Annotated in this window: 26 protein-coding genes; 8 read left to right on the forward strand and 18 right to left on the reverse strand. The window is 50.4% G+C overall.

Annotated elements, in window-relative coordinates; translation table 11 throughout:
- Positions 1 to 67: 67 nt before the first annotated feature.
- The gene (locus P4S53_RS02745; protein WP_337111273.1) at positions 68 to 448 is read left to right on the forward strand and encodes a PH domain-containing protein; all 381 of its coding nucleotides are present in this window, start codon (positions 68 to 70) and stop codon (positions 446 to 448) included.
- Between the two features lie 44 nt (positions 449 to 492).
- On the opposite strand, the gene P4S53_RS02750 is transcribed toward P4S53_RS02745, so the two are convergent.
- Entirely contained in the window at positions 493 to 1,161 is a 669-nt protein-coding gene (locus P4S53_RS02750; protein WP_337111274.1) for an alpha/beta hydrolase, read from the reverse strand.
- Between the two features lie 111 nt (positions 1,162 to 1,272).
- Between P4S53_RS02750 and P4S53_RS02755 the strand changes: the two genes are divergently transcribed.
- Genes P4S53_RS02755 through P4S53_RS02765 form a run of 3 tightly spaced genes read left to right on the forward strand, consistent with a single transcriptional unit; the run spans position 1,273 to position 3,486 of the window.
- Entirely contained in the window at positions 1,273 to 2,019 is a 747-nt protein-coding gene (locus P4S53_RS02755) for a CPBP family intramembrane glutamic endopeptidase (RefSeq protein WP_337111275.1), read from the forward strand.
- 28 nt (positions 2,020 to 2,047) lie between these two features.
- Positions 2,048 to 2,683, forward strand: a complete 636-nt coding sequence (locus tag P4S53_RS02760) for an HAD hydrolase-like protein (protein ID WP_337111276.1) — start codon at positions 2,048 to 2,050, stop codon at positions 2,681 to 2,683.
- A 38-nt stretch (positions 2,684 to 2,721) separates the two neighbouring features.
- On the forward strand, positions 2,722 to 3,486 hold the full coding sequence (locus tag P4S53_RS02765; RefSeq protein WP_337111277.1) for a class I SAM-dependent methyltransferase: 765 nt from the start codon (positions 2,722 to 2,724) through the stop codon (positions 3,484 to 3,486).
- 59 nt (positions 3,487 to 3,545) lie between these two features.
- Here P4S53_RS02765 and P4S53_RS02770 read toward each other — a convergent pair whose 3' ends face one another.
- Both P4S53_RS02770 and P4S53_RS02775 read right to left on the reverse strand, forming a co-directional pair.
- The gene (locus P4S53_RS02770; RefSeq protein WP_337111278.1) at positions 3,546 to 3,881 is read right to left on the reverse strand and encodes a tRNA-binding protein; all 336 of its coding nucleotides are present in this window, start codon (positions 3,879 to 3,881) and stop codon (positions 3,546 to 3,548) included.
- Between the two features lie 102 nt (positions 3,882 to 3,983).
- On the reverse strand, positions 3,984 to 4,703 hold the full coding sequence (locus tag P4S53_RS02775) for an AraC family transcriptional regulator (RefSeq protein WP_337111279.1): 720 nt from the start codon (positions 4,701 to 4,703) through the stop codon (positions 3,984 to 3,986).
- A 123-nt stretch (positions 4,704 to 4,826) separates the two neighbouring features.
- Here P4S53_RS02775 and P4S53_RS02780 point away from each other — a divergent pair, with 123 nt between their 5' ends.
- Positions 4,827 to 5,468, forward strand: coding sequence for a DJ-1/PfpI family protein (locus tag P4S53_RS02780; RefSeq protein WP_337111280.1), 642 nt, complete (start codon positions 4,827 to 4,829; stop codon positions 5,466 to 5,468).
- A 1-nt stretch (position 5,469) separates the two neighbouring features.
- Here the strand turns inward: P4S53_RS02780 and P4S53_RS02785 are convergent, their stop codons facing one another.
- From P4S53_RS02785 to P4S53_RS02800, 4 genes are all read right to left on the reverse strand, one after another.
- On the reverse strand, positions 5,470 to 5,802 hold the full coding sequence (locus tag P4S53_RS02785) for a DUF1840 domain-containing protein (protein ID WP_337111281.1): 333 nt from the start codon (positions 5,800 to 5,802) through the stop codon (positions 5,470 to 5,472).
- A gap of 11 nt (positions 5,803 to 5,813) precedes the next feature.
- Positions 5,814 to 6,392 carry a rhomboid family intramembrane serine protease gene (locus P4S53_RS02790; RefSeq protein ID WP_337111282.1) on the reverse strand — a complete coding sequence of 193 codons (579 nt, stop codon included), beginning with the start codon at positions 6,390 to 6,392 and terminating at the stop codon, positions 5,814 to 5,816.
- 66 nt (positions 6,393 to 6,458) lie between these two features.
- A complete protein-coding gene (locus P4S53_RS02795) occupies positions 6,459 to 7,268 on the reverse strand; it encodes a crotonase/enoyl-CoA hydratase family protein (RefSeq protein ID WP_337111283.1) in 810 nt (269 codons plus the stop codon).
- Between the two features lie 98 nt (positions 7,269 to 7,366).
- Positions 7,367 to 7,894 carry a hypothetical protein gene (locus P4S53_RS02800; RefSeq protein ID WP_337111284.1) on the reverse strand — a complete coding sequence of 176 codons (528 nt, stop codon included), beginning with the start codon at positions 7,892 to 7,894 and terminating at the stop codon, positions 7,367 to 7,369.
- 109 nt (positions 7,895 to 8,003) lie between these two features.
- Here P4S53_RS02800 and P4S53_RS02805 point away from each other — a divergent pair, with 109 nt between their 5' ends.
- Positions 8,004 to 8,546: a DUF4136 domain-containing protein gene (locus tag P4S53_RS02805; RefSeq protein WP_337111285.1), complete on the forward strand. Its 543-nt coding sequence runs from the start codon at positions 8,004 to 8,006 to the stop codon at positions 8,544 to 8,546.
- Between the two features lie 103 nt (positions 8,547 to 8,649).
- On the opposite strand, the gene aroG is transcribed toward P4S53_RS02805, so the two are convergent.
- The 6 genes from aroG to P4S53_RS02835 form a co-directional block, all read right to left on the reverse strand.
- Entirely contained in the window at positions 8,650 to 9,705 is a 1,056-nt protein-coding gene (gene aroG, locus P4S53_RS02810) for a 3-deoxy-7-phosphoheptulonate synthase AroG (RefSeq protein WP_337111286.1), read from the reverse strand.
- A gap of 274 nt (positions 9,706 to 9,979) precedes the next feature.
- Positions 9,980 to 11,476: a cobyric acid synthase gene (locus tag P4S53_RS02815; RefSeq protein ID WP_337111287.1), complete on the reverse strand. Its 1,497-nt coding sequence runs from the start codon at positions 11,474 to 11,476 to the stop codon at positions 9,980 to 9,982.
- 137 nt (positions 11,477 to 11,613) lie between these two features.
- Positions 11,614 to 12,549, reverse strand: coding sequence for a bile acid:sodium symporter family protein (locus P4S53_RS02820; protein WP_337111288.1), 936 nt, complete (start codon positions 12,547 to 12,549; stop codon positions 11,614 to 11,616).
- Complete coding sequence (locus tag P4S53_RS02825; protein WP_337111289.1) at positions 12,543 to 13,400, reverse strand: alpha/beta fold hydrolase; 858 nt, start codon at positions 13,398 to 13,400, stop codon at positions 12,543 to 12,545. Before P4S53_RS02825 ends, P4S53_RS02820 begins: the two co-directional genes overlap by 7 nt.
- 189 nt (positions 13,401 to 13,589) lie before the next feature.
- Complete coding sequence (locus P4S53_RS02830) at positions 13,590 to 14,954, reverse strand: MATE family efflux transporter (RefSeq protein WP_337111290.1); 1,365 nt, start codon at positions 14,952 to 14,954, stop codon at positions 13,590 to 13,592.
- Between the two features lie 128 nt (positions 14,955 to 15,082).
- Positions 15,083 to 15,661 (reverse strand): nucleoside triphosphate pyrophosphohydrolase family protein, encoded by a 579-nt coding sequence (locus P4S53_RS02835; protein ID WP_337111291.1) that lies wholly within the window; start codon positions 15,659 to 15,661, stop codon positions 15,083 to 15,085.
- Positions 15,662 to 16,239: 578 nt separating this feature from the next.
- On the opposite strand from P4S53_RS02835, the gene P4S53_RS02840 reads away from it, so the two are divergent.
- Together P4S53_RS02840 and P4S53_RS02845 are read left to right on the forward strand one after the other, a co-directional pair.
- The gene (locus P4S53_RS02840) at positions 16,240 to 16,959 is read left to right on the forward strand and encodes a glycerophosphodiester phosphodiesterase family protein (protein ID WP_337111292.1); all 720 of its coding nucleotides are present in this window, start codon (positions 16,240 to 16,242) and stop codon (positions 16,957 to 16,959) included.
- Between the two features lie 190 nt (positions 16,960 to 17,149).
- Complete coding sequence (locus P4S53_RS02845) at positions 17,150 to 18,442, forward strand: DEAD/DEAH box helicase (RefSeq protein WP_337111293.1); 1,293 nt, start codon at positions 17,150 to 17,152, stop codon at positions 18,440 to 18,442.
- A 56-nt stretch (positions 18,443 to 18,498) separates the two neighbouring features.
- Here the strand turns inward: P4S53_RS02845 and P4S53_RS02850 are convergent, their stop codons facing one another.
- The 5 genes from P4S53_RS02850 to P4S53_RS02870 form a co-directional block, all read right to left on the reverse strand.
- The gene (locus P4S53_RS02850) at positions 18,499 to 19,455 is read right to left on the reverse strand and encodes a sensor domain-containing diguanylate cyclase (protein ID WP_337111294.1); all 957 of its coding nucleotides are present in this window, start codon (positions 19,453 to 19,455) and stop codon (positions 18,499 to 18,501) included.
- Between the two features lie 237 nt (positions 19,456 to 19,692).
- Positions 19,693 to 20,199 (reverse strand): GNAT family N-acetyltransferase, encoded by a 507-nt coding sequence (locus tag P4S53_RS02855; protein ID WP_337111295.1) that lies wholly within the window; start codon positions 20,197 to 20,199, stop codon positions 19,693 to 19,695.
- 62 nt (positions 20,200 to 20,261) lie between these two features.
- The gene (locus tag P4S53_RS02860) at positions 20,262 to 20,423 is read right to left on the reverse strand and encodes a hypothetical protein (RefSeq protein ID WP_337111296.1); all 162 of its coding nucleotides are present in this window, start codon (positions 20,421 to 20,423) and stop codon (positions 20,262 to 20,264) included.
- Positions 20,424 to 20,488: 65 nt separating this feature from the next.
- A complete protein-coding gene (locus P4S53_RS02865; protein ID WP_337111297.1) occupies positions 20,489 to 21,079 on the reverse strand; it encodes a GNAT family N-acetyltransferase in 591 nt (196 codons plus the stop codon).
- Between the two features lie 20 nt (positions 21,080 to 21,099).
- Positions 21,100 to 21,825 (reverse strand): alpha/beta fold hydrolase, encoded by a 726-nt coding sequence (locus P4S53_RS02870; protein WP_337111298.1) that lies wholly within the window; start codon positions 21,823 to 21,825, stop codon positions 21,100 to 21,102.
- Positions 21,826 to 21,927 lie beyond the last annotated feature (102 nt).

The following is a 21,927-nucleotide window of genomic DNA, read 5'->3' on the forward strand; positions in this document are numbered from 1 at the left end:
GTATTGTTTAATCAGCGTCACATCAAACACATTACTGACTAAATCAATGATAAAAAAGGAAAACACAATGGGGCTACTGGATAAACTACTGGGCTATGCTGGCGAAATGGCGATTCCTGAAGCGACTGAAGAGCTTCAGATCATTCTGGGGCCCAATGAAAAAATTGAGCTGGCCTACAAACTCATAAGAGACATGTTAATCCTGACAGACTGCCGTTTATTGCTGATCGACAAACAAGGGATGACAGGGCGAAAAGTGGAATATCGTTCAATCCCTTATAAGTCGATTACCATGTTTCTGGTTGAATCGACGGGCAACTTTGACTTAGATGCAGAGTTAAAAATCTGGATTTCAGGCCAGCATGATCCCTTAGGGATGGAATTTGGCAGCAAAACCAATATCTACCAACTACAAGGGCTGCTCGCCAGTAAAATTGCCGGGAAATAATCCCGGCTCAGTCAGAACAATCGCAAGCCGGCGAATATGCAGGGTTAACGATCAATGTGTAAAGTGTGCTTCAGCCAGTCGGCAATATCTTTCACCTGTTGCATGCACACCTGATGTTCCATGGGATAAACCCGCCACTGAGGGTGAAAGCCCAGCGCCTGTAAATCCTCTACTGCCGCTTTTCCCATGGCTGGCAGCACGACAGGATCAAAACTGCCATGCATCACTTCAATCGGCAGCTGGCGATTCGCAGGCGCGACATCAATGCTTTTCGAGGTCGGAAAATAAGTGGACAGCGCCAGTAAACCGGCCAGCGGGTGGGGATAGGTTAATGCGGCCTGATAAGCCACTGCCCCGCCCTGAGAGAAACCGGCCAGAATGATCCGATCACTCGCTATGCCCCGGCCACGCTCACGATCAATCAGATCGGCGACTTTTTCAGCCGATTCCAGCAACTGCGCTTTGTCCAGTTTCCTGCCAATCCCCATTTCGAGAATATCGTACCAGGCCGGCATCACCATGCCGCCATTCACTGTCACAGGCAACGATGGTGCATGAGGAAAAATAAAGCGCACAGGGGAGTTCGCTGATAACTTTAATTCAGGGAGAATCGCTTCGAAATCATGGCCGTTTGACCCTAATCCATGCAGCCAGATGACAGAAGCTGTGGGTTTGACCTTTGGATTGACTTCAACACAATCTAATTGAGGCATGATAAATTCCTTATCAATCAGTTCTGTTGCCCATGGTACGCAAGTTCACGAATGCTGACCAGCTCGCATTTATCATATACAATCAGATGCAAACAATCCGAAGAGAAAATCATGAATATAGACAATCATCTTTCTGACCGTGATGACTTCCCTTTTTATAACGATAAACCTGTCGCCATCCATCCGCGTCAGTGGTTACTCCTGGTTCTGTCCGTCATCGCCGGGTTTGCCGCTCTGATTATCCCAGTTCCTTTCTTTGCCACTCAATTTGGCCAATTTATTCCCGCTATCCTATTTTTTGCCATTCCACTTTTCTGTCTCGCTCAAATAGCGCCATTTCACTGGCGGGCGATTTTCCGCCCCTTGTCGTTCACTCACTTGAAATGGATGATCGGCATTGGTTTACTCAATATCGTGGTCAGCATCCTGGTCGGTCTTGTTGTCTTCAAAGTCTTCGGTGCCAATCCCAACCAAGCCATGGCGCAATTGTCTGAGATGTCGAACGCTGAAAGAGTGCTGTTTTACCTGAAAACCTTGCCGCAATTGTTTGGCGAAGAAGTGTTTACCATTTTGCCTTTTCTGGCGCTGATGTATGTTTTTTACTCGCGCTGCCACTTATCAAGAACACACTCAATACTTCTGGCCTGGGTACTGACCGCTATCTTTTTTGGTATCGCGCATTTACCTACCTATGACTGGAACATCATCCAATGCCTGTTGGTCATCGGTACTGCCCGCTTAGTCTTGTCCCTAGCCTACCTGAAAACAAAAAGTATCTGGGTTTCTACCGGAGCCCACATTTTCAATGACTGGGTATTGTTCAGCCTGACGGTCTTTTTGGGGATGCCCGCACCGTAAAACAGCTTTTGCAAAGAAAGGTACTCACATGAAACATGACATTCTGATTTTTGATCTGGACGGCACTCTCAGCGATCCCAAAGAGGGGATCGTGAAATCATTCAATTATGCCCTCACCCATTTCGGGCTGCCTGAATTACCCGAACAAGAGATAGCCAAATACATTGGTCCGCCACTGGACAAAACCTTTATCGCGTTAACCGGCAATCATGACCCACAATTTATCGCCGCTCTGGTGGCCCGCTATCGTGAGCGATACGCAGACATCGGTTATGCTGAAAACCGGCTTTATGACGGCGTAAAAGACACCCTGATTGCCCTGCATAACCAGAAAAACCGCATGGGTATCTGCACTTCAAAACGGGCTGATTTCGCTAAACAAATTCTGACGCTGTTCGGCCTGGATAGTCTGTTCGATTTTATTAATGGCGGCGATGTCGGGATTGAAAAATGGCAGCAACTGCGAGACTTGCGGCAACGGTTCACGATCAGCCAGCATTCACTCATGATTGGTGACAGAGCGGTTGACCTGACAGCGGCCCACAAGAATGGCTTACGGTCGGCTGGTGTACTCTGGGGCTATGGCTCAAAAGAGGAGCTAAAAACAGAACATCCCGCTTATCTGTTTAAAGCGCCAGCACAATGGTTGGAACTGATTCAATAACGGGTCATCGTTCAATTCAATGTAAGGAATCATCTGTTATGACAAGGAATACAGAACGCTTTTCAGACCGGGTCGATGACTATCTGAAATATCGCCCCGGCTACCCGCAGGCCTTGATCGAGACATTAGTATCTCAAACCCATCTCAATCGCCAGTCACAAATTGCTGATATCGGTGCAGGGACCGGCATTCTGACGAAGTTGCTGCTCGATAAAGGGTATCAGGTAAGTGCGATTGAGCCCAATGATGCCATGCGAATTGCGGCTGATCAGCAGTTGGCTGAATACGCTGGTTATGCCAGTTTTGCTACGCCTGCTGAACACACAGGACTGGCTGATGCGTCGGTTGACCTGATCACCGCCGCCCAGTCTTTCCATTGGTTTTGCAATGCGAAAACCCGAACCGAGTTTCAGCGCATTGCCAGACCAGACGCGCATCTCGCGTTAATCTGGAATCAGCGCAAGCTCTCCACGCCGATCCAGCAGCACTATGATGACTTGCTGACCCAGTACGGCACGGATTACACCCGAGTCAATCACATGAATCTGACCGACGGCGATCTCCGTCATTTCTTTGCCGACGGCCAGATGCAAAAACTGGCCTTTGAATACCGGCAATATTTCGACTTGGACGGTTTTATCGGCCGAGTCCGTTCGGCATCTTATTGTCCGCCGCAAGACAGCGACACTTACCATGCGCTCACTGATGCCCTGACGACTTTATTCCATACTCATCAGGTCGACGGACAGCTGACCTTCGACTACGACACCTACCTCTATCTGGGGAAAATTCACACGCCATAAATCACCCACAGACAGCGGATCCTGTATCTGCTGTCTGTCCCGACCGCCTTCTGGCCGCTTTATCCGAGCCGTGCACCGACGGGAATATCCTGATCCGGCACCGCCAGCACGACAGAGCCATCTTCACGGTAGAATCCGGTGACCAGACATTCCGACATAAAGGGGCCGATCTGTTTGGCCGGAAAATTGACCACTGCCATCACCTTTTTACCAATCAGCGTTGATGCGTCATACAAATCGGTAATTTGCGCACTGCTTTTGCGCTGGCCTATCTCCTCACCAAAATCCAGCCAGAGCTTATACGCCGGCCGCCTTGCTTCCGGGAAAGCTTCGACGGCAATGATCTGTCCGACTCTGAGATCCACTTTTTCGAAATCCTGCCAGCAAATATCCATACGCTTTTCTGCCTCACTGATGAAAAGAGATAAGAAATTAGCGCAGAATTATTCCGCCGTTTTTGCTGAAAAGCCGGTTTAATATTGCCAGAAGCCGAACGCTCAGCGCCGGCGTATCTGTCGGGGCGTTTCGCCCCAATAAACCGAAAAACGACGGCTGAATGCTGACACATCCGTAAAGCCGACCTGCTCGGCAATCAAGGAGACGGGCAGATCTGTATGCGCCAGCAGGGCCTTCGCTTTTATCATGCGCTGAGTGAGCAAGTACTGCCCCGTGGTCATTCCCATATGCTGCTTGAACAGCAGCTTAAACTGGCTGAGGCTGAGACAGGCCAGTGCCGCCAGTTCACTAAGGGACGGTGTCCGGCTGATGTCTTCGTTCAGAAAACGTACGGCTTCACTTATCCGGCCATCTCGACAAGCGGGAATAACCTGATTCTGCAATAAGTGGAAAAACAGCGCTGACATTGACTCGATCAAACCGGGTTGTGCCGACTGTGTCAGTTGAAGATCCAGAAACTGACAATAGGCGACCAGTTCAGGAGAGCTCGCAAACACCGGTCGGGTTAATTGCTGCATGCTCTCTGGCAAATTGTCCAAATCCGCAACCAGAAAACGGCATTTTTCATCGGCTTTAAATGCATGCGTCATTTCAGCCCGGATAACGACACACTGTCCTGGCCCGACTTTTCCTGAGTAATCAGGCAATGTCAGGGTGATGTTGCCATGGAGGGGGAGCACTAACTGATGATACGTATGTAAATGGGCACGCATGACCAGGGAGTAGCTTCGAATGGATAGTCTGACCGTCATGTGTGCCATGTCTCTGTCTCAAGGGCTGCCTCACCATCAAGAAAATCTTACATCAGGTTTGGCAGGATTTTTTGGATAACCAGTTAAACAACTATGCTTTACGTTAGGTTGAGCAATTTAAAGTGTGACAGGATGACAGAAGCCCTTGCTCCAGACAAACAGCGTGGAATCAGTATTGCGATCCCCTTGTTTCCGGAATTTTGCCTGCTGGATGTCAGTGGCCCGCTGACGCTGCTGAGCGCGCTCGAAGAGGAGATCACAGTCACTTTGGTTTCTGAGAACGCCTCAGCCGTTATCAGTGAACAGGGGGTCAGTTTGATGACCGAGGCCGACTTTAATGACGATCTGTTCTGCGATCTGTTACTGGTACCGGGTGGTAAAGGCGTCAAAGCCTGCCTGAATCACCCTCCGCTGATGCAATGGATTAGCCGCCAGGGCCGCAAAGCCAGAATTCGCTGCGCCGTCTGTACCGGTTCTGCGCTGCTGGCTCAGGCCGGGCTGCTGGATCACAAAGCCGCAACCACCAGCAAACACCAGTATCATTGGGTCAGTGAACTCAACCATAACGTGAAATGGCAACCTGTCGCCAGATGGGTTCAGGATGAGAACACCTTCACCTCATCCGGGACTGCCGCGGGTCTGGACATGACGCTTGGTCTCATCGCCTTTTTAATGGGAGAGGAAGCTGCCCGTAAGGTTGCCATTGACGCAGAATACCTGTGGCGCAACGATCCGGACGACGATCCTTTCGCCCCGCTTCATCTGGTCGAGTGAATCAGTCGTCTGATTCCCACATCACCACGACCTCATCCGCGATGGCAGATTCCAGCATCTCAATCAGCGGTCTGGCTCTTGTCGCCATGCTGATCTGTGGCTCTTTATCTTCCCAGGGATCTTCTTCCGCTTCTGTTTCAGCCTGTTGAGCCGCTTCTTGTTTTTCGGCTTCTGCCAACTTACTTTGCAGGTTCAACAAGGCTTGCGGCACGTCATCGACATCAATAATACCGGGAATATTTTCGCAGTATCCCATCATATGAATCAGTTGTTTTGCCACATCGCCAAACATGGTGATATTGGCACTGGCTTGGGAGTGAAAGGTAATTAACATGCGTCGTCCTCTTATTGTTCAACATTTGCCATGGCTTTGGCTTTATCTCGCCGGGCAAACACATAACCGGCCATCACACCTGCCAGAGCGCCGGATAAATGGCTTTCGTAGCTTATCCAGCTCTGTGCGGGAATGATGCCCGCCAGCATCGGACCGTAAAAAAACATCACAATCAAAGCAATAGCCATCGACTTTAAACTCCGCCTGAGCACGGCATACACCAGCAGGTACGCCCAGAGTCCGTAGATAATACCGCTTAAGCCAATATGGTAATGCATGCGGCCAAATAACCACACACCGGCCCCGCTGACCGCCCAGCTGATCATAAAGACAGAGATCAGTCTGGCCGTACCTGAGCGGGACACCAGATAAGCCAGCGCTGAAAATGACACCATATTACTGAATAAGTGTGCCCACGAGCCATGGATAAACGGATAGGCAAACAGTCCTATCGCGTGGTTCAGGTGTCTTGGCAGCAAGCCATAATCCAACAGATAGCCATTCAGCAGTACATTGACAACTTGTACGGCAAAACAAACCACGACGACCGCGCCAATAAAATAAATAGCGTCTTTGTCACTTTGCTCCAACAGGCTCTCCTTCAGAGGGGTCTTTAGAAAGTATAAGCCTGCTGAACCGATAAACCCATGGATTTGTTACCAAAATGATTGGCGTTGCCGATAGGGCTTGTCCGCCTTGTGACGCTGCCTGTATCCGGCAATGTGAAAATTCTTCCCCAGGATCAATCTCAGCTGGCTGATGGTTTCTCTGGCCAGCAAATACCGTTCGCTGCGTGACCAGCTGCTGGTTGTGGTCGATTTGATGGCGGCAATCGCATCTGGCGACGCCTGACATAACTGCTGAGCCAGTACTTGCGCGGCCTGGCGCGGGTTATCATGAATTTCCGTGACCAGGCCAAGTTGCTGCGCGCGAGAGCCGGTGACGATTTCGCCGGTCATAGTCAGCTTCATCGCCACATCTTTTGCCACCAACTCACGCAGTGACAGCAAGCCCGCCATATCTGGCACCAGGCCCCAGCGTATCTCCATGATAGACAGTTCAGATTCCGGTGTGGCAAAACGAAAATCGGCCCCCAGCACGATCTGCATGCCACCGCCATAACAGCGGCCTTCTATCGCTGCAATGACTGGCACAGGAATTCGGCGCCAGTTGCGCGATACCCGCTGGGCGAGATTGGCATTGCCCGGCATCCATTTCTTCAGCACGCCCAAGACCTTGCTCGGTGAGGTCGCCACACTCTTAACATCCAGGCCGCTGCTGAAGTTACCGCCCTCACCGGTCAGAATGATGGCACGAATATCTTTTCGCTTACGCAAAGACCGGCTGACGCTATCCAGTTCTTTGAATAATTGGATATCCAGCGCATTCATTTTATCGGGCCGATTTAACGAGACGGTAACGATACCCGCTTCTTCAGTTACCAAAAGCCGTTGCCAGTTTGACATGTGACATCCTTGTTTGTTATCTGGTCAGATCAGTGTACCTGACTGATGGATAAAATCAGCTGGCAGATGATGAAAGTCTGCCCGGTGCCACACAGGCGCTACTTCTTTACAGCCTGATAGCCCATCACCTCAGCAAATCGCTGCCAGTCGGCCGAGTCCGGGCTGGTCATCGGCTGATAAACATGGACAACCGCTGTTTCACCTGCCGGATTGCACGTTTGCCCCATTATGGCAATGGAAGCACTGAAGAGCGGTACATCTGCCGCCTGACACCATTCCCCTGCCATACGGCCCTTTTGACGATGACAAAACGCCTCAATACGCGCTTGGTAATCTTCAACTGAAAAATCTTCGGACAAGCACCAGAGTCGCTCATACGCCACATAACCGTCACGCGGATGAAAAAGAAGGCCGGGGATCTCTGTCTGATCGACTCGCTCTGCTTTGTCTGACTCGGCATTACTTGCTCTGGTCTGATCGATAAAGTGAACCGACAAACTGATAATGTCTGTCTCGGCCCCCTCTGTCACAGGTGCCGCAGATGTCACAGGATTTTCCGCCAACAGACGGCTACCCGCAGCAACGAAAATGATTAGCACAGCAAAACAACCACCTGCGACTTTCATTACTGCTCCCGGATGAAAAATGTCATTCTCAGATGTACTGATTATAGAAGCCGCCTAAACGCTATACTCAAAGCAACCGGGATCCCATCAGCTAACGAGGGTAGATGGCATGAGAGCTTTACTACTGATATTTATTCCCAGTGTCCTGATTTTGCTGAGCGGGTGCAGCGCCAAAGTATCCACTGACTACAATGCCAACGTAGACTTCAGCCAATACAAAACCTTCCAGTTTGCTGAACCCGGAAAATCGTCGATTGTCAGTCTTGATAAAGCGCGGCTGGAAGACACCATCAAACGGGAATTAAGATACAAAGGCTTACAGCCGGTACTGACAGCAGACTCAAAAGCTGATATCACAGTGAACCCGTACATCCGGGAAATGACAGATTTTGATTCTTACGGTACCTCAGTCGGATTCGGTGTGGGGTACGGTTACAGCAGCATTGCCTATTCAGCCCCGGTCAGGTTCCGTGAATACACCTATGGTAAGCTGATCGTTGAATTAATTGATAATAAAACCAATAAAGTCATCTGGCGTTCTATTTCCCGTCGCCAGCTGACAGAAAGCATGACCCCGACAGCCAGAGACAACTTCATACAGGAACAGGTCAGCGAAATGTTCACACAGTACCCACCCGGTCAGGGCGGCTGATATCACCTCAATCGCCATACCTGAATGCAAAAAAAGCGAGAGCCCGGTCAGACTCTCGCTTTTTCAATCATCGCTGACACTGAGTGCCGGCGCCGATATCAGATCATGATTTCTGACGACGCTGCTCGACTTTCTCTGCCAGCTCACGCAACACGCTTTCAGTGTCTTCCCAGCCAATACAGGCATCTGTGATGCTCTGGCCGTAAGTGGCTACTTTGCCATCAACAATATCCTGACGACCTTCAACCAGATGACTTTCAATCATCACCCCGAAGATCGCTTTGTTACCACTGGCAATCTGCTGACCCACATCTTCAGCAACCAGAACCTGGCGCTTGTACTGCTTCAGGCTGTTGGCATGGCTGAAATCGATCATCACTTTCTGGCGATGGCCCGCATTTTCCAGCTGATCAACCACCGCATTCACATGCTCCGCACTGTAGTTTGGCTCTTTACCGCCGCGCAGAATGATGTGGCAGTCTTCATTACCCGCCGTCGATACAATCGCGGAATGACCGAACTTAGTGACTGACAGGAAATGGTGTGACGCACTGGCGGAACCGATAGCATCCGTGGCAATTTTGATATTGCCGTCTGTACCGTTTTTAAATCCCACCGGACAAGACAAACCTGAGGCCAGTTCACGATGAACCTGGGACTCAGTGGTACGCGCACCGATTGCGCCCCAACTGATGAGATCACCCATGTACTGTGGCGTGATCATATCCAGGAATTCACCGGCTGTCGGCATGCCCATATCGGTCAAATCCAGCAGCAGTTTACGGCCCATACGCAAGCCGTCATTGAGCTGAAAGCTGTCATCCATATACGGGTCGTTAATCAAGCCTTTCCAGCCCACTGTGGTACGTGGCTTTTCAAAGTAGACACGCATCACAATTTCCAGACGATCTTTCAGTTCGTCACGCAATGTTTTCAGGCGTGCGCCATACTCAATCGCCGCTTTGGTATCATGAATGGAACAAGGACCAACCACGACCAGCAAGCGATCATCTTCATCATTTAAAATGTTATGAATGGCTTTACGCGCTTCATAGACAGTTTCCGATGCGTTTTCAGTGGCCGGAAATTTTTCCAGCACGGCGACTGGTGGCAATAATTCTTTAATTTCTTTAATTCTTACGTCGTCTGTTTTGTGCATACTGCTTACTTCCAATTACATATCGTGGCCTGATATGGTCAGTATCAGGCCGATCATCTACTCCAACAGGCATTTAACTTATCGCCTTCATCCTGCATGTGCAAACGCTAATTGAAAATGAATGACAAACGGTATTCTTACACTTTCAGCCTGATTTTCATGCCATTCGCCCACACAGACCTGTGAGACGATATTTTCGGGCATTTTTCCTGTATCCCCTTCAAATACTCTGCCTTTCAATTGCTATGCAGCAGATTGCGTTTTAAGAAAAAAATTAAGCCTTGTGAAACAAATGCTTCCATTCAGGCCAAAGTGCAGCCAAATCGAGATGCTGTTCGATTTCATCCGCCAGACGTTCGATGTTTTCCGCTTTGATTTGATCCATGTCTAGCGTCCGGCAGTCCGGTAAACCCGCCCAATTCAAAATAGCGCTGCAGGCTGAAGGTTTATCAAACACGCCGTGTAAATAAGTCCCGAAAACCTGACCATCGATTCCGATTGCGCCGTCGGCAATCTGTCCGTTGTCTGTGTGTAAGTGAACCGGTGCAGAGTCCGGCGTCACACCCGATGTCACCCCGGCGTGAATTTCATAGCCGCTGACCTCAACCGAGGGCAGACCAGGCAAACCTAATATGCCCTGAGAACGTTTTAACTGCTTTTCTGGCTCCAGCACGGTCGACACAGGCAAATAACCTAACCCGCGGCTCTGACCCGGTTCCCCTTCCAGGCCGTGCGGGTCGGACACCCACTCGCCCAGCATCTGATAACCGCCGCAAATCCCCATGACCTTGCCGCCAAGGCGAATATGCCGGGCAATCTGCTGATCCCAGCCCTGCTCACGCAGATAGGCTAAATCGCTGCGTACGCTTTTACTGCCGGGCAGGATAATCAGATCCGCGGCCGGCAACGGCTCCCCTTGACCAATCAGGTGAACATTTACCTGGGGGTGCATTCGCAGGGCATCAAAATCAGTGTGATTACTGATTCGGGTGAACACAGGCACCACAACCTGCAGGGGTTTGTCTACTTTTGCCACCTGCTGAACAGAAATCGCATCTTCGGCTTCCAGCATCAGGCCATGCAGATAAGGCAATACACCCAGCACAGGCTTGCCCGTTTTCTGCTCCAGCCAGTCAAGCCCGGATTGCAATAAAGTGATGTCGCCGCGAAAACGGTTAATGACAAAACCTTTTACTCTGGCCTGCTCAGATTCAGACAAAAGTGCAAGCGTGCCGTACAGATGCGCAAAAACACCGCCGCGATCGATGTCGGCCACAATAATGACAGGCACATCGGCCGGCTCGGCAAAGCCCATATTGGCAACGTCGTTTTCGCGCAGATTGACTTCAGCCGGACTGCCGGCCCCTTCAATCACCACGGTGTCATAGTGCTGCTGCAGGCGGGCGAAAGATTCCAGAATAGAGGGCAACACAAATTGCTTGTACCCCTGAAAGCCAATGGCATCCATGTCCTCGACAGCCCTGCCCTGTACGATCACCTGAGCGGCAGTGTCCGTGTTCGGTTTGAGCAATACCGGATTCATATCCACGGTCGGTTCAATTCCGCAGGCAAAGGCCTGAACGGCCTGGGCGCGACCAATCTCACCGCCATCAGCGGTGACAGCACTGTTCAGTGCCATGTTTTGTGGTTTGAACGGCGCGACCTGAATGCCTTTTCTTGCCAGCACCCGGCACAATCCGGCAACCAGCACACTTTTTCCTGCATCAGATGTAGTCCCCTGAACCATCAGGGCACGAACGGTTGATTGCATGTCTTTACTCTCATTGAATGTCAGTGACACCGTCACTCGTCGTTTGGCGTTGTGTCGGATAAAGTCACAGAAAAGCGGTTGAATAAAAAAAGCAGCCGGTGATACTCACTGACTGCTTTTTACTGTTCTCTGCCGGTTCAGCTGGCTAGCGGATCCACACGTTGCGCCGGGGCTTTTTTAGACCAGTACGCCGCCAGCATGGAGCCTGAAATGTTATGCCAGATTGAAAACAGCGTGCCGGGTATCGCCGCCACCGGGGAGAAGAATTTCATCGCCAGCGCCGTCGCCAGACCGGAGTTTTGCAAACCAACTTCAATGGCAATCGTACGGCAGACTGTTTCATTGAATCCCAGCAGACGGCAGGAATAATATCCGGCGGCCAGGCCAATCCCATTATGGAGAATCACCGCCAGCGCAATCACAGGCCCGATTTGCGTCAGACTTTCAGCGTTAAGTGCCACCACAATCGCAATAATCATGACAATGGCAACCACAGACAGCAAAGGCAAGACAGGGACCAGACGACGGGTGAAACCCGCTGCAAAATGATTGATCACCACCCCGCCCAGCACAGGGAGCAGCACCATTTTTACCAGACTGGAGAGCATTGCCATCATGGGTACTTCGACGCTCAGGCCCGCCAGAGAACCGGTCAGCAGCGGTGTCAGAAACACACCCAGTAAGGTCGACATGGCCGTCATGGTAATGGATAGTGCAACATCTCCTTTGGCGAGATAGCAAATCACATTGGATGCCGTACCACCGGCAACGCTGCCCACCAGCACCATGCCAACGGTTTGCTCAGGGTTAAACCCCAATGCCAGGCTCAGCACGATAGCCACCAGCGGCATAACGGTAAACTGCAGCAGGACACCGACACTGACCGCACGTTTGTTCTGGACGACCGCCAGAAAGTCCGTCGTTTTCAGCGTCAGCCCCATGGTTAACATCACAAATGTCAGCAAAGGTACGATCGCGGATTTCAGCTCAACAAAAAAAGCCGGTTGAACATAGGCATAACCGGATAGCAGCACAGCCCACAGCGGAAAAAGTCTGATCACAATCCCTAGCATCTTATTCCCTCAATTACGCTTGCATCATTCCATGGTGTGCCGGAAAAAAGGCAGCAAATGACCTGTGACTTCTTCCGGTTGTTCCAGGGGGTTAAATGGCCCGACTCTGCAATCAGCTCAAGACGGCTGCCTGTGACACCATCGAGCATCAGATTCGATTCCAGCACAGAACGGATCCTGTCCTGTACGCCCACCAGCAGCAGGCATGGGAGCGCAAAGTTTTCAGCATCTTCAAAACTGTCTCGGCGACCAAACCACATACGCCCGGCCTGTGCCAGTGCACTGACCGCATCGCCCTGATATTGCGCTAAACGGGCACGAAACGGCGCAGCCAGTTCAGGCCGGTACTGTTCTGCATTCTGACCGAACTGTAAAGGGGTAAAGAAATCGATAAATGCCTGGCTGAAAGACTGAGCGGATTCTGCCTCCCGTAACAGCGCCTGATATTTCAGGTTCACCACTTCAGGTTCCAGACCGGCAAAACTGTCCAGCAGCGCCAGCGACTTCACTTTGGCCGGGGCAAGCACACCCAGTTCGATCGCCCAGCTTCCGCCCAGCGAGTGGCCAGCAATGCCCACTTGCTCTATGCCAAGATGTTCAAGTAGTTCATTGATTAAACTGGCATAATCAGCCAGTGTCGCGCTGGCGGACGGCGCGGCACCGGATTCGCCGTGCCCCCAGAAGTCCGGCACGATACAACGAAAAGACTGACTGAGCGCCGTTGTCTGATGTTGCCACATCGTGCTGTCCCACAGGTAAGCATGGCCCAGAAGGATCACCGGCCCCTGCCCAATGTCCTGATAACTGATGCTCTTAAATCGGTGCCTTTGCTGCGGGGAATTACCGTTCATTGTCGCTCCAAGTCTTCTTTTGTACTGATACCAATCTACATCAGTCTTTGATCATTCTTGCTGGTTAAAACCGCTCATGACTGCGTTTTGGATTTTGTCGTTAGAACCACTAGCGAGCTGCAATCCATGCCTTGTTCTCAGCGATTTTTCCTGCGCAATGATCTGAACACTGACGGATCCAGATTGGTATTAATTCTGCTCTGCCATGGTCTCAGGTGTGAATTTCGCGACCACTTTATGCATGCCCTGCTGGAAACACAGCCAGGCCATCAATCCGGCGGCAAGATTACCAAACATCGCCCCGATAAACAGGCCCTTTATTCCGCCAAAATGCGCACCCAGCCAGATCAACGGCAGGAAACAGGCAAATAGCCTTAAACAGGAAATCACCAATGCCCGCATCGGCATCCCCAGTGCGTTACTCACCGACACCATCAGCATACATACCCCAAGCGGGCCAAGGCTAACAGGCACCCAGCGAAGATGAACCGAGAGAAGCTGACTGACGGATGGATCACTGCTTAACACAGACGGCAGCCATACAGACAGCAGCAGTAAAATCGCGGCGAGCGCGAGCTGCCAGACCATAATAAATTTCACCGCCAGCCGTATCAGTGCGGTGATGGATGCCATGTCCTTTCGGCCCAGACAGCGGCCCACCATGGGCGGCATAGACATCGTGAGCGCCAGTACCACCACAATAGAGAAGAATTCCAGCCGGGATCCTAACGCCCAGGCGGCAACGGCAGCAGCACCGAAACCGGCAACCAGTTTTGTTGCCAGCATGGAAGCCAGCGGCGGCATCAGTTGACTGAGCATGGCGGGCGCCATAATGTTGAGGAGTTCTTTGATTGATGCCATGACATGCAAGCCTTGCCAGTTCAGCGACATCCAGTGCCGTTTAATCACGACAGGAAACATCACCAGCATACCGATAGCAAATGCCACTATGGTTGCCATTGCCGCACCGGCAAGCCCCAGATCCAAGGTGAAAATAAAGAGCGGATCCAGCACCATATTCAGAACACTGGTTACCACCATCATGATGCCGGGTAACACAGTGTTGCCATTGGCCCGGCACAAACTGTAGGCAAAATAGACCATGGCACCCAGCCAGGCGCTGCACAGCCAGTATGGCCAGTAAGTATCAATGAGTGGCCGGACATTATCCGGGGCGCTCAGCAATGAAAGGATTGGCCCTCTCAATAGCCAGATGGCAATCCCGACGACAACAACGATCAGCGCACCGGTCAGAACAACCAAGCCACCTAACTGCTTGGCACGCTGCTCGTCACCACTGCCGAGCACCCGAGAGATCACCGCAGTCGTGGCGATACCCAGACCAACCTGAAGACCGATAATGATCATCTGTATCGGCAGCGTGAAGCCCTGCGCAGCAAGAGGCAACACACCCAGCTGCCCGATGAAGGCACTGTCGACCAGCTGAAAGCTCATTAACGACAGGACGCCGAAAATCATCGGCCAGGTCATGGAAAACAACTGTCGCGACAGCGAACCTGCATGGGTGGAATCGGTGGCATTCGATCGGGGCATAATCAGAAATTCGTCAGAAAAAAGAAAAGTGTAAAGGGCTGTTACGTCAGTACGAAGACAGTGAGCGAAAGTAGTCAGAAAAATCCCCGCCTATGTGGCAGGGATCAAGCGCTGGTGAAACTCAGCAATTAGTTAGTTACTAATGTCACCAGATCGGCGGGACGATAATACACAGATTTCAGGACTTTCCCTTGGCGTATGACTTTGTCTTCCAGCTCAACATCTTTGGCACATTTAGCAATGATGTAATCGCCTTTCTGGTTCCCTGTAATTTCTACGCCCTGCTTGGCATAAAACGCCTGTGTTTCCGAAAATTCCTGCTCGTTACGGCACACCTTGCTCATATTGCTGGCATGCACTTCGTCCCAGCAGGGCACGAAATCGATATTCAGTCGTTTAGCAATTTGCAGTAACAGGTCAATCATATAGCTGATACCCAGATTGTCCTGCACCTTGTTGTTCCCCAGATGTACCAGTCGACCCATCAGGACATAGACAGTGTCCACAATGGCATCGGCCTGCTCAACCAGAGAATCGGCTTCCGCCAGTTCTGTCAGTTCTTCTACTGCCAGCGAGGTATGTAACTGGTCCATTTGCTCATTCAGCGTCGATGGATTTTCAATGTCCAGATCAAACGTAGTACGAAACTCTCTAATGTCACGATACAAGTGGTCAAACAATGCCTGATCCAGCACAGTCAGTTTCATACTAAATTCCTCATCAATCTATCGTCATCGTGCGAAGCGGAAAATCGCTGCACCCCCTGTCAATCAAGGAAGCGCCGCCAGCGACACGGTTAAAAGTCGGCGAATGGTAACACACTCATACCGAGCTTTCATTTTTCTTCTCCGAACACAAAAGCAAGATTTCACCCTCAGCTAACTGACATTTGGATAACACTCAACATTTGCATAACACTCTGCCGCATATGCAACAATAATTTGTGACATAAATCACTGAACAGATTGGCTTGAAGCATACAATACGCTCACGATCTCATAGCGAACAACTCTTATTATGTGCCCACATTGCAAAAGCAAAAGTGTTCCTCTGCGTATTCGCCGAACGATGTTAGATAAAATTTTGAACAAAAATAGCCACAAATTCCAGTGCAGCTGTTGCAGCAAACACTTTTTCATCAAACTCGGCAGTTATGTGGGAGCAGCGACAACTGAGCGCTGAACAACACCTGGACGTTTACCGTCATTGAACTGTTATAATCCTGAGGCATATTCACAGATACAGTCGTTACCTGTCTCTTTTTTCTTGATGGTACTGATCACACATGATTTCCGGACATCGCGGAGCCGCAGCGCTGGCTCCTGAAAACACCCTGGCAGGCTTGCAGGAAGCCGCTAAACATCAGATTCAGTGGGTTGAAATGGATACCCAACTCTGTGCGGATTTTATCCCGGTCATCTTTCACGACAAAAAAGTAAACCGCTGCACCAACGGTCGTGGTTATGTCCGTGAACTGAATCTGGCTGAATTGAAAGCACTTGACGCCGGTAGCTGGTTTAGCACCAACTTTGCCAACGAACGCATTCTGACGCTCGATGAAGCCCTCACTGCCTGCCGGGCAAACAATCTGAACCTTAACCTGGAAATTAAGGTTCATGATGAAAAAGAAGCTGAGTTACTGGTCAGCAAGGTTGCCGACACCATTGCGGCCAATGGTTTCCCTGCCGAATCGCTGATACTGTCGAGTTTTTCCGTGAACGCTGTCGCCTGTTGCCAGCAATTGATGCCTCATATCCGCCGGGGGTTGATCTGCGACAGCGTACCGTCAGATCTGATGGCTTTGGCAGAGAAGCTTGAACTGTTCAGCGTCCATATGGACTATCGGCTGCTGGACGAAACTCTGGCCAGCGCGATTAAACAAGCCGGGCTGGATCTCCATATCTGGACCCTGAACAAACCGGAATTAGTTGCCCGGTTTTATCAGTGGGGCGTCGATATCATCATTACTGACAACCCGCCACTGCTGCTCTCTTCTCTTTCCTGACACAAGCCGGGCTCAGCCCGGGTTGTTTCTGACCGGATATCTGTCTTTATTGCGTAATTTTTCGGCTAAAGCTCAAATCATCTGCCACAGGCTATGATTATTGCTCTATAATCCGTGGTTTTGGTCAGTCATACCAAACGGAATCCTCAGCTTAGCGTTTCGTTCGGTATACCGTCTGTAGGAATGTAACATGTCATTTGCTTCACAAAATTTTGCTCCGGAAATTGTTCGCGCTTTGGATGAATGTGGTTATGAAAAAATGACCCCCATTCAGCAAAAAGCGATCCCTGCTGCTCGTCGTGGTGAGGACATTGTGGCAAATGCCCAGACTGGTACGGGCAAAACAGCCGCTTTTTCGCTGCCGATCATTCAGAAAATTGCCGACACCCCCAAGCCAAGAAAAAGTTTTACGACGCGCGCGCTGATCCTTGCGCCGACACGTGAACTGGCAGAGCAGATTGCACGCAACATTTCAGATTACAGCCAGTATCTGGAATTGCGTGTTGCCGCTGTTTTTGGCGGAAAGAAAATGTCGAGTCAGGAAAAGCAGCTGGAAAGTGGCGTCGATATTCTGGTTGCCACGCCGGGCCGTTTAATTGAGCACCTGGATTTAGGTAATCTGTCGTTAACGAACCTGGAATTTCTGGTGTTTGACGAAGCTGACCGTATGCTGGACATGGGCTTCATTGGCGATATCCGCACGATCATGAGTGGCATTCAGGGCCATCCGCAAACCATGCTGTTCTCGGCAACATTCTCCAGCATGATGAACAAACTGGCTGGTGACATCACGAATAAGCCAAAACGTATTTCTGTGACGCCTGAAAACTCCACGGCAGAAACCGTGGCGCATGTGGTTTATCCTGTTGACGAAGAGCGCAAACGTGAGCTGCTTTCTGAGCTGATTGGTAAAAAGAACTGGCAGCAGGTGCTGGTGTTTGTCAATTACAAAGAAACCGCCAATGATCTGGTGACAGAGCTGAAACTCGACGGTATCAAAGCCGTTCTTTGCCATGGTGATAAAGCACAAAGTGCGCGTCGCCGTGCACTGGAAGAGTTTACAACAGGTAAAGCCCGGGTGATGGTAGCGACGGAAGTGGCGGCACGCGGACTGGATATTCAAGGGTTACCGCATGTTGTGAACTATGACATGCCGTTTCTGGCCGAAGATTATGTACACCGCATTGGCCGGACCGGTCGTGCCGGTCAGCAAGGCCATGCTATTTCCTTTGTCAGCCGCGAAGAAGAACTGACTTTGCTGCAAGTGGAAAAACTCATCAAGCAACGCATTCGCCGGGTCATTCTGGAAGGTTATGAACCCGCTAAGCGTGATGCACTGATTGAGAAGCTGAACACCAAAGCATCTTATCGCGATCGCAAAGGCCGGACCAATAACCCGGATCAGTCTGCGGCAGAGCGCCGGATGCGCTTACAAAAAGCAATTCGCAGTCGCAGTACTGCACCGAAGACATTGAAAAAATAATCGTGACAGAACACAACAAACCCCAGTCTCAGCGGCTGGGGTTTGTTTTTAAGCCATCAGGACTGCATCTTACTGAGATACATTCTGGAATCTGCTTTCGCCAGGATCTCGTCCAGGTTCATCATTTTACCTGCAGGCAGCGTATAAACGCCGGCACTGAAAGATAACTGATACGGGCGATTTTGCTGCACGTTGAACTCATCCACCGTTTTCTGAAAACGCTGAATCATCGTCTGTGCTTCTTCTTCCGCTACCCCTGAATACAAGACAACAAACTCATCCCCGCCGACTCGGGCAAACAAGTCTGAATAGCGAAAACTCTGACTGATCAAAAAGGCAAAATCCTTCAGCGCATCATCGCCGGCCTGATGACCCAACTTATCATTGATTTCTTTGAACTTATTCAGATCGAAAAATGCCAGTGAGAAAGGCGTCCCATGGAGATGGCTGTTTTCCAGACTTCTGGTCGCAAGTTTGATGAAACCACGTCGGTTGGATATCTGTGTCAATTCATCAATGGTTGCATCGTGCAGAGCAGACAATTCCTGCTCGGCCATTTTGGCCAGATCAACCAGATCCCTGACTTCATCTTTGTCCATCGAGTGGGGCTGATGATCAAAGATACACAAGGTCCCCAGTTTGTATTTGTTATCGTAAACCAAAGGAATACCGGCATAAAATCGGATATGCGGTGGCCCTATGACCAAAGGATTATCATGAAATCGTTTGTCCTGCGATGCATCTGAAACGATAAGCGGGCCATCGGCCAGGATTGCGTGTCCGCAAAATGACACCTCTCTGCTGGTTTCTTTCAGTTCAGCACCACAGCAGGATTTAAACCACTGTCTGTCACTATCAACCAGTGTCACCGTTGCTACCGGCACATTAAAAAGCCGCCTGGCCAAACGGGTAATCCGGTCGAACCTTTCTTCACTACCTGTATCAAGCAAAGATAGGGAACGTAAGCACTGTAAACGCTCAACTTCGTTAATGGGATTCTCTGGCACTAGCATGGTCACAGTTCCTGCACTTATTTAACGGCTCACTCTATTACCCAAAATATACCATCTTGGGATAACCGATAAAGTGTTTGCTGCGCCTTTCGCCGTATTCCTCCAGTCATAAATCTTACTTTTTCGATCAAATACCTGTTATTACAATCTGATGCATACCGAATGCACACTTTTGGCACCCTGTCATGGCAAACTCAAAAATAGGGTTCACAACCACGCCCCCAATGCCATAAAACGCTATTGGAGCTGCTTATAGAAAAATATCGTTGCATCAAACTGACCAGATGCACTCAGGGCAAAAGCGGGGATTCGTCCGGCCTCGGTATAACCCAGCTTACGATAAAGGGAAGAAGCAACATCTCCTTCACGGGTATCCAGTACAATCAGGTTGCGATTCAACTGCTGACAGCATGTCTCAGCCTTGATCATCAATGCTTTACCAACCCCTTTGCCACGGGCAGCCGCATTGACCATCAACTTTTCCACTTCTGCCCTGTGGCATCCGTTACGCTTTGACGTCAAAGCAAGCTGTACTGTGCCAATGACGGAGTCGCCCTCGCAGGCGACAAACAATTTACGCCCGTCACCGATATCATCTGCCACTCCAAGCCAGTACGCCTCAGCTTCCGCATCGCTTAGCGGAGGCAAAAACCCGATCGATGCACCGTCATCCACGCAGTTTTGCAACAGCTGAATTAACGTCGTTTTCAAGGGCGAAATGTCCTGAATCTCAATCACATCCATGTTTGGTTCCTTGATGATAAAAAAACTTTTCCTTGTTCAACCTTATCTCAATTCAAGCCCGATCAGGGAAGCTGAATCACGCAGATCGGGAAGTCTCCCGGATTTTTGCCGCCGCCCATATCCAGACACACGTCTTCATAGCGAAAACGCTCAAATTGCATACCCGCCCAGAAAACAGCCAGCAGAATAGCCAAAGCGGCAATGACTTGTATTACTTTTTTCATAACACCCTCTCTCAGGCAAACAGAACATCAGCCTGAACATCCATCCCTCACCAGGCACAATCCGCTCAGGCGAGGCTATTTCCACATCCGGGCGCAGCGAAAGACAGTCCCGTGTTTTTCCAGCGGCAGAGATCCATTTCCATGATCACAGCGTCCCACCTGCGTCCTTTAAAATCATGGTGGGCAGGCAAGCGTTGGGCTTCGATCATACCAAGACGACGGCAAAGTGCTATTGCCGCTTTATTGGCCGCCAAGGTTTCTGCATACACCCGGTGAATGCCTAAATGTTCAAAACCAAAGTTGACTAACCCTATCATTGCCTCTTCGGCAATGCCCTGCCCATGACAGGCACGCAATAAACCACAACCAACCGATGCATTCCCCTGATCATCCATGCGTAATCCTGCAGTACCGATCAAAGGAGACACGGGGTCCTTGCCTTGCGCCATGCGAATCGCTAACTGATATTTCGTCCGGGGACGTTCTCTGGACTGCGCAACAAACAGCGTGACCAGATCACGCATAGTCTTCTCATTGCAATCTTGCTCGCTGTAAAAACGCTGATACTTTTCATCTTGGGCCATCGCCAGATACGCATCTGTATCTGACGGCAGGAAATCCGTTAAGGCTAACCGTGGTGTAGGAAGTACAAACATGCGGGCGATCCTTGAATCTTTTAATAATGATCTATAAAGCGGCCCTGACGTAAGAATGCCAGAGTCTGAGCAATCACTTCGTGATTGTTCATGATAAAGGTATGGCTGACCGGCAGAACAAGGTGTGATTGCATGCCCTCGACCCGGGTACTGGCGACCGACACTTTACCGTCATGAGGCAAGGGCAACAGCCAGGAGGTCAGCAGGTTGATACTGTAATTGCCGGCAATCACGCCCAGTTCAAACTGGACCGGTCCGAGCCTGTTAGGCACACTGGCCTCATCCGTGCCGAGTTGTTGCCCTGCCGGGCCGTAAATCCACTGATACAGCGAAAAATCACGCATCGCATCCACGATTTCACTGCCTTTGTTGGGTGGCGCGAGCATCACGACCCTGCCAAGGCCTGCTATGTGATTTGCCGACAGATACTGCCGGACTAAGATGCCGCCCATTGAGTGTGTAACAAAATGAACCGGTTCATTGTGCTGGCACTGAGACAACGCTTGCGGAATGACTGACTCGGCAAGCGTCTCAATGTTTGCTTTTGTCGACGGGTAATCCATATTCACTGTCTGATACCCTGCCTGCGCCAGTGCCTTTGCCATGGGATCCATGGCGTTTGCTGTTCTGGCAAGGCCATGCAACAAAATCACACATCCCGGCGACTGTGATGACGCCGCCTGAACAGCGACAGATACCACACTCAAAACAACCAGCAGAACAACCTTCACACCTGCATTTCTCATTCGATCTCAATCCTGAAAGTAGATGCGGCCAATCTGAAAGACGCTTCAAACATCCTTTAAAAATCATCGACCTATTATGCATCAGGATGAATTTTAATGAAA

Origin of the sequence: Photobacterium sp. Hal280 (assembly GCF_037162255.1) — a bacterium.
Classification (GTDB): domain Bacteria; phylum Pseudomonadota; class Gammaproteobacteria; order Enterobacterales; family Vibrionaceae; genus Photobacterium.

Excerpts from the sequence above, each read along its gene's own strand:
- P4S53_RS02745 (WP_337111273.1), top strand. The coding sequence starts at position 68 with ATGGGGCTACTGGATAAACTACTGGGCTATGCTGGCGAAATGGCGATT.
- P4S53_RS02750 (WP_337111274.1), bottom strand. The coding sequence starts at position 1,161 with ATGCCTCAATTAGATTGTGTTGAAGTCAATCCAAAGGTCAAACCCACA.
- P4S53_RS02755 (WP_337111275.1), top strand. The coding sequence starts at position 1,273 with ATGAATATAGACAATCATCTTTCTGACCGTGATGACTTCCCTTTTTAT.
- P4S53_RS02760 (WP_337111276.1), top strand. The coding sequence starts at position 2,048 with ATGAAACATGACATTCTGATTTTTGATCTGGACGGCACTCTCAGCGAT.
- P4S53_RS02765 (WP_337111277.1), top strand. The coding sequence starts at position 2,722 with ATGACAAGGAATACAGAACGCTTTTCAGACCGGGTCGATGACTATCTG.
- P4S53_RS02770 (WP_337111278.1), bottom strand. The coding sequence starts at position 3,881 with ATGGATATTTGCTGGCAGGATTTCGAAAAAGTGGATCTCAGAGTCGGA.
- P4S53_RS02775 (WP_337111279.1), bottom strand. The coding sequence starts at position 4,703 with ATGGCACACATGACGGTCAGACTATCCATTCGAAGCTACTCCCTGGTC.
- P4S53_RS02780 (WP_337111280.1), top strand. The coding sequence starts at position 4,827 with ATGACAGAAGCCCTTGCTCCAGACAAACAGCGTGGAATCAGTATTGCG.
- P4S53_RS02785 (WP_337111281.1), bottom strand. The coding sequence starts at position 5,802 with ATGTTAATTACCTTTCACTCCCAAGCCAGTGCCAATATCACCATGTTT.
- P4S53_RS02795 (WP_337111283.1), bottom strand. The coding sequence starts at position 7,268 with ATGTCAAACTGGCAACGGCTTTTGGTAACTGAAGAAGCGGGTATCGTT.
- P4S53_RS02800 (WP_337111284.1), bottom strand. The coding sequence starts at position 7,894 with ATGAAAGTCGCAGGTGGTTGTTTTGCTGTGCTAATCATTTTCGTTGCT.
- P4S53_RS02805 (WP_337111285.1), top strand. The coding sequence starts at position 8,004 with ATGAGAGCTTTACTACTGATATTTATTCCCAGTGTCCTGATTTTGCTG.
- aroG (WP_337111286.1), bottom strand. The coding sequence starts at position 9,705 with ATGCACAAAACAGACGACGTAAGAATTAAAGAAATTAAAGAATTATTG.
- P4S53_RS02815 (WP_337111287.1), bottom strand. The coding sequence starts at position 11,476 with ATGCAATCAACCGTTCGTGCCCTGATGGTTCAGGGGACTACATCTGAT.
- P4S53_RS02820 (WP_337111288.1), bottom strand. The coding sequence starts at position 12,549 with ATGCTAGGGATTGTGATCAGACTTTTTCCGCTGTGGGCTGTGCTGCTA.
- P4S53_RS02825 (WP_337111289.1), bottom strand. The coding sequence starts at position 13,400 with ATGAACGGTAATTCCCCGCAGCAAAGGCACCGATTTAAGAGCATCAGT.
- P4S53_RS02830 (WP_337111290.1), bottom strand. The coding sequence starts at position 14,954 with ATGCCCCGATCGAATGCCACCGATTCCACCCATGCAGGTTCGCTGTCG.
- P4S53_RS02835 (WP_337111291.1), bottom strand. The coding sequence starts at position 15,661 with ATGAAACTGACTGTGCTGGATCAGGCATTGTTTGACCACTTGTATCGT.
- P4S53_RS02840 (WP_337111292.1), top strand. The coding sequence starts at position 16,240 with ATGATTTCCGGACATCGCGGAGCCGCAGCGCTGGCTCCTGAAAACACC.
- P4S53_RS02845 (WP_337111293.1), top strand. The coding sequence starts at position 17,150 with ATGTCATTTGCTTCACAAAATTTTGCTCCGGAAATTGTTCGCGCTTTG.
- P4S53_RS02850 (WP_337111294.1), bottom strand. The coding sequence starts at position 19,455 with ATGCTAGTGCCAGAGAATCCCATTAACGAAGTTGAGCGTTTACAGTGC.
- P4S53_RS02855 (WP_337111295.1), bottom strand. The coding sequence starts at position 20,199 with ATGGATGTGATTGAGATTCAGGACATTTCGCCCTTGAAAACGACGTTA.
- P4S53_RS02860 (WP_337111296.1), bottom strand. The coding sequence starts at position 20,423 with ATGAAAAAAGTAATACAAGTCATTGCCGCTTTGGCTATTCTGCTGGCT.
- P4S53_RS02865 (WP_337111297.1), bottom strand. The coding sequence starts at position 21,079 with ATGTTTGTACTTCCTACACCACGGTTAGCCTTAACGGATTTCCTGCCG.
- P4S53_RS02870 (WP_337111298.1), bottom strand. The coding sequence starts at position 21,825 with ATGAGAAATGCAGGTGTGAAGGTTGTTCTGCTGGTTGTTTTGAGTGTG.